Raw genomic sequence first — 8700 nt, 5'->3', positions numbered from 1 at the left:
ACTCTCCCACGGCTACCGGCGGCAACTCAAGAAACTCCCATTCATCATCGCACTCGTCGCGAAACTCGAACTCTACCGGACCGGATGGTAAACAAAATGGAGGTTTCTAATAGGGTTCTTACCCTGCTCAGATTGGTCGTTGTCAATCGCAGCATCAGTCAGACCGTAGCCTCGCTTTTCGACCTCACTGCGATCCTCAGCCAATAAAGGTAGCGCGAGACTGGTGAAAGCTCCCTCAATCGGCTGTGGGCCCCACGTGCCCGGATCGAACTCCTCTGGGTAGTGCTCGAACCCGGCGGCGGCCATGCAAGACGCAAGGTAGTTTTGGCTCGCGTCAAACCACTTCTTATATGCATCTCGCTGTTCTTCGCTCATCCCGGGATCGACCGTCAGGTGGGCGTAGGGCAAGAGCGGCAACTCAACGCCAGCAGGGGTATACATACTCGCAGTCGCTGATGGGTCGGATTGCGAATCCGCATCTGGCGGCGCAGGACTGTCAGAGATGGGGCCAGCAGTCGGCGTTGCGCGTTTTTTCCCATCGGACGCCACGCAGCTTGAAACCGCCAGCAACCCGAAGGCCGTCGCGGCGGCAACCACGCAACGGAGCAGTTGGACGAGGTGCTCAGAGTGTGTCGCTGACATGCGGTTGCCCTTCGCCGAAGGCTGCTTACGGGATGGCACAGGGTGGCACGAATCGACCGCACACCCGGTGCCATCTCGTTTCCCATCTGGGCGCAATCAGATGTTCGGATCTTGTCTGCAGTATACCGTTGCCGTCGTCTGGTATGGCTTGTCCGAGAATACAATCATCGCGTTATGCGTCTGCGGTCCGTACACCCCGTCAACTGTGATTTGCACCGAAAACGGATGGCTGGGATCAAAGGCAGGAGGCCCACCTCTCGGCGTCAGTGCACGCGGGTTGCCCCGGGCACTTCTTCGACCCAAACCGGCTGGCCGCGGCCACGCGACAGTTCCTGCGGGGAAAGCTGTGGCTGACACGCCTACCCCGATTCTTCGAGGGACAAGGAAGTGCTCGAAGGCATCATTTTCTGCGGGGACGAATCGAGAAGGCCGCCGAGGCGACACCGCCCGACGATTGGGCCAAGAAGTTGGCGTCATTCGCGGCGCTCAAGGGGAGGGACGGTGGGGCGGGTCAAGGCGCCGGGCTACGCCTCCGGGAAGGCGTACTGGATGTCGCGGCGGGTGACAACGAAGCCTTGGCGGCGGTAAGAGGCGATGGCCGGGGCGTTGTCGGCCTCCACGAACAGGCGGACCTCGGTGATGCCCAGGCGTTCCATGTGGTCCAGGCCAACGCCCAGCAGCCAGGTGCCCAGGCGGCGGCCTTGGGCCGCCGGATGGACGCCAATCGCGTAGATCTCGCCAATTCCGTCCACAATCTTGGTCCAGACGTAGCCGACCGGCGCGCCGAATGAGCCATCGGCCCTCACCGGAACCGCGAACAGCAAGCCGGCCGGGTCGAACCAGGCCTCGGCCATGCGGCGATCCAGGTCTTCGACCCGCATTTTGCCCTGCTCGGGATGGCCGGCGAAAGCGGCGGAGTTGAGGTCGATCCAGGCGGCACGGTCGGCGCTGGGATTGAATCCCCTGGCGGCGAACCGAGCAGCCGGTTCCCCCTGGGCCGCCGGGACGGCCACACCTTCACCGCCCGCCGGGGCCACGCCCGCCGAATCCCCGCCGGTCACATCCAAGGGCCAGCCAGCGCTGGCCCCGCCCGCCGGACCACCGCCGCGGCCGCGGTCGGAGGTCATCTCCCAAAGCTCGCGGACGGCCACCAGGCCGACCGAGTCAGCGACCATACGGGCGGCGCCCAAGTCGCCGTGCGCCCAAAGGCGCACCTGCGGAGTGTCGGTGGCCAGGGTGCGAACAATGGCTTTGGCCAGGCCGAGCCTGCGGGCTCCCGGAATCACGGCAAGTTCAGCCGAGGCCCCTTCGGCGTCCCGCTGCGAGTACCCCGCGAGTTCACCGTTCTTCCAGGCCAGAATGTGCGTGACGAACGGGTCGCCGTCGGAGAGCGCCAGGAGAGGCGCTTCGCTGATGGCCTCGACACCATCGTGTTCGCGCACTTGCCGGGCCAGATCCAGGGCTTGCTGGCGGACCGACGGTTCCAGCGCGCCGACTAATTGTTGGAGAGCCTCGTGCTCCACTGCCATCATGTTTTTCCCCCGATTTGTTTTATTCAAGTTTGCCGGACCGCCATTGGGCGGCCGCCGATTCGAGCGCCTCAGCGGTGCTGAGCAGGCTTTCCGCCCGCCGTGTGACCGCCGCTGCGTCGATTGGGTCGCTTTGGTCCAACCAGTCCGCGTCCAATGCGGATCCTGTGGAGAGGATGCGGGCGAAGGCCGCCGCCCGTTCCAGGGCCACGTCGAGTTCGCCGGTGAACAGCCCGGACAGCACTGCGTCAGCGAGTTGCAGCATCTCGGTTGGCCCGGGCGGTTCGACCGCGCCCGCCACCACCCGCGCCACGGGTTGGCGCTGCTCGCCGAGTTTGTAGCGTTCGGACACGGTTCGAGGGTCGTGCCGCACCCATTCCCTGAGCGCGTACACGCGCCACAGCGCCCCCGGCAGCGAGTTCGGCGGCGAATGCGACCAGAGTTCCGCCAGCGTCTCAATGCCCTCGTTTTCCACCAGCGAGACCAGCCGCGCGGTCAACGCCGGGTCGTCCGGCGCCTCCGTCCTTGCGCGCGCCACCAGCGCCTGCGCGCTGGAGTGGGCCAGTTCGGCTTCCAGCGCCGGGTCGATTCCGCCCACCAGTTGGTCCGCATCGCGCGGGTCCAGCATGGCCGGCCGGCGGAACTTGCGCGTTTCGCTCACCCTTCCAAGCCTGCCACACGGCGCCGCCGGTCCGCCGGGCCCAGCGGACGATGCCGTCCGCCCGCCTTCGCGGACGCAATCCCTGTTCGGGCGCCGACCGTACCGGTCGGGGCCGCGGCCCCGAGAACCTGGCACAATGGTTGCGGGCCCATAGCTCAGTTGGCAGAGCAGCGGACTTTTAATCCGTGGGTCGAGGGTTCGAGCCCCTCTGGGCCCACCGGCCCTTGGAGCGCTACGGTGCGCTCTGCAGGCGTTTTGGCTGCTCCGGACGGTTGTATTGTTGTCAATTGGGCGGCTTGGCGTTACACGGGGGGCCAAAGAGAACACCTTTGCGCACCAGATGCACCATTGCGTTCCAAGGCGGTACGGTGTCGGCGGGCTACCGGCCTGCGGCGAGCTGTGCGTTCGCTCGAGGGCGAAAGTCGGCGCAGCCTGTCCCGCCACGCGCCGGGCACCAGCCTCTCCGGAAAGTGTTACATAACGTGGTACTTATTCGCGGGCGTTCTGACTGCTCAGGGTGGTTCGACTGTCTCCGACGGGGCAACTGGGTGCCGTACAGCCGGGAGCAGGAGCACCTTTGCGCAACAGGCGCGCGGTCGCCAGCCGACCTTCGATGCGCCGGACGAGATCCTCCGAGCGGGCCGCGCGGGGTCATGACTCAGGCGACCCGCCACCTGGCGATCATGGGCATGCCGCGCGCTCCAGGCGTCAACCGAGGTGGGCGTCGCGCCCTGCCTTCGGGGCCCGGAGCGGTCAATCGAGTTGCCCCGCCCGGTTGAACAGATCGCCGAGCGCCGTCATGGTCGCCTCCCCCGCCGCCCGTTGGCGCTCGCGGCACGCCTGGATCGCCGTCGCCCGGATCCGGGGGTGGCGTCCTATCATGCGGTGCCCGATCCGGTCCGCCTCGACCACCTGCATCTGTCCACGGTCAGAAACTGGCGGACCAGGCGCTCGAACTTGTCGCCCTTGTCGCGCTCGGAGGTGGACGATGCGGCAGGCCGCTGGAGGAGGGCCTCGACGCTGGATTGCATGGTGCCATCGTGTGGACCGGCACTGTCAGAGTCAGGGACTGCTCGCGGCTGCGCTGCACAGACGCGACAGGACGGCAAGACTAGGCCGCGAAGGGCTTTGGGGGTGGGTCACACCTCGGAGACGTAGTGCGGCTCGTATTCGGGCAAAGCTCCGGCTGCCCCGAGGGCCTGGCCCGTCATCCGCCGGTCGATCACCTGGGCAAGGGCCTCCGCCAAGAGAGACGTGTCGGTGTTGTGCTGGACTAAGAACCGCCCGGCATTGAACTTGGCGCGGAACCACTCGTCCTTCCCGAAACGCTCATAGTCGAGGAAGTGGCCGCGGGCGGCGGCGAATTGAGTGAAGAACGCGACCTGGGCGCGGGTGTTGCCCTCGCGGAACGGGTGGGCGGCATTGATTTCGCCCCACGGCTCGGCGATGGCACCGGCGAACACCGCTGGGCTCATGGCCGCGTAGTCCGCCGGTTCGACCAACCGGGCGAACCATGTGCGCAGATGGGCGACCATGCCCTCCCCTGCCGGGAAGTAGCGGTAAGGGTATCGATCATCCGCGGTGTACTTGCCCGTAGCAATGGACTGCGGCGAAGGGCCGCCCTTGAACATCGCCATCGGGAATGGCGGCGAGGTGCGCAACTCGCCGGCCCACTCGTAGATGTCCTGGAACAGATGTTGGTGGATGCGTCGCAAGTGCTCGAGGCCGAAGCAGCCGTCGACTGGCTGCCTTGCCAGCTCGAATGTCCGGGACTTCGCCGCCATCATCTCCAGGGCGTTCAGGGTCTCCTGACCGCGAGCGCCGGGGATGTTCAGCAGCACCTGCGTTCCGGGCCAGAAGTAGCTGTCCCAGTCGCCCTTGTCAGCCACGGTCCCGTATGCGCTCGATGCCTCTACGTACCACCTCGTCGATGGTCATGCGCCCGCGCCCCGCCTCGCGCAGATCCTGATCGTGTTCGGGGTCGTGGTAGGCGTGCCCGGCGGCCGCCAGGACTGCGTCGGCGAACAACAGCGCCTGGTCGATCTGCTCCTCAGTCAACCCTTGTGCCATACCGAACCCCCTGTCAAGGGCACTATTCTAGCCGCGGTCCAGGGGCCTCGCGGGGGAAGCTGGCATTGGCTCAGCGCTACGGCACGAATGGGGAGGGCCGCGCCAGCGCGGTGCTGCGTTCGAGTGCACCGCCGGGGCGTCGGTGCTGCGCGGACCCTTCCTCGCCCGAGCTGCGGGGCACACCGTCCCCGGCGTGAATGCTGGCGGCCGCGAGGGGGCGGCTGTGGCCGAGGGCGACCTGTTTTTGGGTCTTTGGATTCCTTTGGACGCCGCCCCCGGATCGCGGCCCCGACGCGAGGCTACCGGCGCAGACGAACAATCTCGGCTGCCGCCTTGACCAGGGTTTGCGGACGGCGGACCAGCGCAGTCGCCTGATGAGTCGAGGCGAGCGCAGACCCATGCTCGACATACGTCTTTGCGGCTAGCACTTCCTTGGGCGCCTGCTCCGTTCGCGCTGCATCCGGCCGGGTCCCCAGGGCGGAACGCAACTCCCTGGCGGCGGCCGCGTGGTTGCGCGTCTCGAAAGTCTGTCCGACCAGTTCCGTGACTATAGCGTCCTTGGCGCTGATGCCCGCAGGGATGGCGTCTCCCGCTGCGGCGGTGTGGCTTCCCGCCCGGCCCCGATGTTCGCCCGCGCCCACGCCGGGTATTCCTGGGCCTTCTTCAGGAACGAGACGGCCACGCCAGCCCGAGCGGGCACGGCCATGCTGCAAGCGCCCCCAGAGCGGAGCGCTGACATGCTCCTCGTTGATCAAGCGGAGCCGACCCCGGCGCGGCGCCCCTTGCCGGCTGGGATACTTGGGCGACGGGCATGGGCGGTTGACCCTGACACTATGTCAGACGATTGGGTGGAGGTTATGGGCGACATAGGTGTTCTGTTTGGGATTGGGGATTTCTCCGGTTCGCAATGCTGAGCGTGCGGATGCTGCGGCACTACGACCAGGTGGGGCTGTTGACGCCCGCGCGGGTCGACCCGCACAACGGGTACCGGTTCTACAGCCCCGGCCAGCTGCGGACCGCCGCCCGCATCCGGGCGCTGCGGGACGCCGGGTGCGGCATCTCCCAAATCGCGGACCTGCTGCCGCTGTTCGACCGCGCCGACGATCTCCGGGCGGCCTTGGCCGCCCACGGGCGCAGCCTCGAGGCCGCCGCCGAACAGGTCGCGGCCCAGCAATCGCTCTTGTCATCCATCATTGAGCACGTCGAGGAGAAGGACACGCCCGTCGCCGTCCAGGAGCGCGACTTCCCCGCGCTGCGCGTCTTGGCACTGCGCCGCACCATCCGCGACTACGCGGCGGAAGGAGGCTTGTGGGCCGAGTTCGGCTCGCTCCTGGGAAGCCCCGGCTCGCCGCCCATGTCCCAGTTCGGGCCCCGTTGGGGGGCCACGTACTTCGATCCCGACTACCGCGAAGCGGAAGTGGACGTGGCCGTCTGGGGCGAGTTCTCGGGCGCCTTCGAACCCGCCGGCGACTTCCTGGTCACCGAGTTTCCCTCGCAAAAGGTCGCGTGGGCCACACTGGTGGGCCCCTATGACGGCGTGGGTGCCGTGAGCGAGGCGATCGGCCGCTGGACCGCCGCCCACGGCTACACCGCCGCCGGGCCCATGTTCAACATCAACGTGGTCTCCCCCGCCCAAGACCGCGACCCCGCCAACTGGGTCACGGAAGTCAACTACCCGGTCGCGCCCCCGGCCGCCGCCGCGCTAGAGACAGGAGCGGGCCATGCCCAGACCGACTGACAAGACCCAGTTGTCCGATGCCGCCGCCACCGGTTACAGCAAATTGACCGCTTTGGCCGCCACGTTTTCCGCAGACCAGCGGGAGGCGGTCTTCGGCTTCGCCGACCGCGACCGGAACCTCCGGGACGTGCTGGCCCACCTGACGGCCTGGCACCAGATGATGCGGCGCTGGTACGACGAGGGGATGGCGGGCGGCAAGCCGGCCATCCCCGGCGAGGGCTACACCTGGCAGACTTTGCCCGCACTCAACCAGGCGATCTGGGAGGACGCGCAGAATCTCAGCTTGTCGGAGGCCGTCTCGCAGCTTGAGGCCTCGCACGCGGACATGATGGGCATCATCGAAGCGCACACCGACGAGGAGCTTTTCACCAAGAAGCTCTACCCGTGGACCGGCACAACCTCATTGGGGGCCTATCTGATCTCGGCCACGTCCAGCCACTACGACTGGGCCGTGAAAAAACTCCGCCGAGCCCTGAAGACCTGGTAGGCGCGCTTGTGGACGGCAAACCGGTCGTGGTGGTGGCGGTTCTCTTCCCGGACGTGACGCAGTTGGACCTGACCGGGCCCGCCGAGGTGTTCGCCAAGACGCCCGGGATCGACTTCCACGTGGCCGCCGCCGGTTCGGAGCCGGTTCCGACCGACTGCGGCTTCACCATCGGGGCGGATGTGACGTTCGTCGATTCGCCGGCCGCCGACGTGCTGATGGTGCCAGGCGGCCGGGGCGTCGACCATGCGATGGGGGACCCGGACCTGATTCGGTTCGTGCGGGGGCAGGCCCGGTCGGCGCGTTGGGTGACGTCCGTGTGCACGGGATCGCTGCCGCTGGTCCGCCGGGCCGCTTCGGCCCGGCGGGCGGCCAACTGGGACCCGGCCGGCCTGGAAGAACTCATCCCCGAGGAGCGGCGTCAAGACAACGGCGAAGCAGACACGGCGTTCCCGGACAAGCGCTGATCCACGGTTGGATGGCTACCGGCCGCAACCCCGTGGCAGCCCGCGCACGGTCTACCGGCCGCTTGCCGGACCCAACGGCGGAACACGCACTGCCTCGCCGGACGAGTGCTGGCTCACGGTCGGAAGACGACCGGCCGCGGCCCCGCGGCGCTCCGCACGCGGTCTATCGGCTGCCGGCTGGCCCCGCGACCGGCGGGGGTTTAGGGGGTGGCGAGCGGACGGCATCGGGCGGCAAAGGCGGGTTGGCGGTCCACGCGGCGGCGTAGAGGACCACGCGGGCCATCAAATTGACCCATACCAAGAGGGTGACCACGGTGGTCGCGGAGGCGAGCAGCGCGTTCGCCGTCGCGTGCGCCACCACGCGGGTGCCCAAGTGCTTCAGCACCCCCATCGCCGCGGCCGCCGCCAACGACCCGATCAGCAAGTCACGTTTGGGTGGCCGCGCGCCCGCCACCACCGTGAAGATCAGCGCCACGCAGGCCCCGTCCACCAGCACAGACGCGCCGTAGCCGGCCCAGCGCAAGGCCAACCCCGCGCCGTCGCCGCCAAAGAGCCGCGCCGCCCATTCGTCCGCCGATGCCGTGCCCACACTCACAATCGAACTCGCCAGCAACCCCATGCCCAGGCCGGCGAACCCGGCCAGCGCCCAGACTCGGCGGAGCCACGCCGCGCCGCCTTGGCTGGGGGCCAGTTGGAACATTGCCCGCACCCCGGTCTGCACCGCGCTCATTGCGGACAGCGCCGACCACACGAGCACAGCGGCGGCCACCGCCGAGGTCAACGACAACGCCCCCGACTTGATCCAGGAACTGGGCGCCACCAGGCCGTCGCCGCCCGCCTTGAGCACGCCCGGGAACCATCCGGCGAGTTGGTCTTCGACCTGGCGGTCCAACTCCCGGTCGCTCCCCAGGACCGCCGCGAACACCGTCAGCGCGATCGTGAGGATCGCGACCAGCGAGAACAACGCCGCGTAGGCGATCCCGCCCGCCAGCAAAGACCCGTTCGCGGACGAATACCGGGCCAGGGTCCGCCCAATGCGGGTGGCTTGCCACCAGTTGGCGACTCGGCGGATGGCCGCCTGCGCTTGGGCCAGCGTGGGCATGGCCACC

The 8700-nt window shown here is 67.9% G+C and carries 10 protein-coding genes and 1 tRNA gene; 4 read left to right on the top strand and 7 right to left on the bottom strand.

Annotated features, from left to right (window positions below):
* Positions 1-1166 precede the first annotated feature (1166 nt).
* Positions 1167-2165 carry a GNAT family N-acetyltransferase gene (locus LBC97_00555; GenBank protein ID MDR2564550.1) on the bottom strand — a complete coding sequence of 333 codons (999 nt, stop codon included), beginning with the start codon at positions 2163-2165 and terminating at the stop codon, positions 1167-1169.
* Positions 2166-2193: 28 nt separating this feature from the next.
* On the bottom strand, positions 2194-2832 hold the full coding sequence (locus tag LBC97_00550; GenBank protein MDR2564549.1) for a thymidine phosphorylase: 639 nt from the start codon (positions 2830-2832) through the stop codon (positions 2194-2196).
* 144 nt (positions 2833-2976) lie between these two features.
* Here LBC97_00550 and LBC97_00545 point away from each other — a divergent pair.
* Positions 2977-3049, top strand: a tRNA-Lys gene (locus tag LBC97_00545).
* 536 nt (positions 3050-3585) lie between these two features.
* On the opposite strand, the gene LBC97_00540 is transcribed toward LBC97_00545, so the two are convergent.
* From LBC97_00540 to LBC97_00525, 4 genes are all read right to left on the bottom strand, one after another.
* Positions 3586-3750, bottom strand: coding sequence for a hypothetical protein (locus LBC97_00540; GenBank protein ID MDR2564548.1), 165 nt, complete (start codon positions 3748-3750; stop codon positions 3586-3588).
* Between the two features lie 221 nt (positions 3751-3971).
* Positions 3972-4721 (bottom strand): Fic family protein, encoded by a 750-nt coding sequence (locus LBC97_00535; GenBank protein MDR2564547.1) that lies wholly within the window; start codon positions 4719-4721, stop codon positions 3972-3974.
* Positions 4714-4902, bottom strand: a complete 189-nt coding sequence (locus LBC97_00530; protein MDR2564546.1) for a hypothetical protein — start codon at positions 4900-4902, stop codon at positions 4714-4716. Before LBC97_00530 ends, LBC97_00535 begins: the two co-directional genes overlap by 8 nt.
* A 299-nt stretch (positions 4903-5201) precedes the next feature.
* The gene (locus tag LBC97_00525; GenBank protein ID MDR2564545.1) at positions 5202-5543 is read right to left on the bottom strand and encodes a hypothetical protein; all 342 of its coding nucleotides are present in this window, start codon (positions 5541-5543) and stop codon (positions 5202-5204) included.
* A 266-nt stretch (positions 5544-5809) separates the two neighbouring features.
* Here LBC97_00525 and LBC97_00520 point away from each other — a divergent pair, with 266 nt between their 5' ends.
* From LBC97_00520 to LBC97_00510, 3 genes are read left to right on the top strand one after another with little or no spacing between them, the layout of a single operon-like run.
* A complete protein-coding gene (locus LBC97_00520; protein MDR2564544.1) occupies positions 5810-6640 on the top strand; it encodes a MerR family transcriptional regulator in 831 nt (276 codons plus the stop codon).
* The gene (locus LBC97_00515) at positions 6624-7127 is read left to right on the top strand and encodes a ClbS/DfsB family four-helix bundle protein (GenBank protein ID MDR2564543.1); all 504 of its coding nucleotides are present in this window, start codon (positions 6624-6626) and stop codon (positions 7125-7127) included. The genes LBC97_00520 and LBC97_00515 overlap by 17 nt, the downstream gene beginning before the upstream one ends.
* 8 nt (positions 7128-7135) lie before the next feature.
* Positions 7136-7591, top strand: a complete 456-nt coding sequence (locus LBC97_00510) for a DJ-1/PfpI family protein (GenBank protein MDR2564542.1) — start codon at positions 7136-7138, stop codon at positions 7589-7591.
* A gap of 163 nt (positions 7592-7754) precedes the next feature.
* On the opposite strand, the gene LBC97_00505 is transcribed toward LBC97_00510, so the two are convergent.
* Positions 7755-8693 (bottom strand): YihY/virulence factor BrkB family protein, encoded by a 939-nt coding sequence (locus tag LBC97_00505; protein ID MDR2564541.1) that lies wholly within the window; start codon positions 8691-8693, stop codon positions 7755-7757.
* Between the last annotated feature and the right edge of the window lie 7 nt (positions 8694-8700).

It is taken from the genome of Bifidobacteriaceae bacterium (genome assembly GCA_031281585.1).
Lineage (GTDB): Bacteria > Actinomycetota > Actinomycetes > Actinomycetales > WQXJ01 > JAIRTF01.
This window is presented reverse-complemented; position numbering and strand designations above follow the sequence as displayed.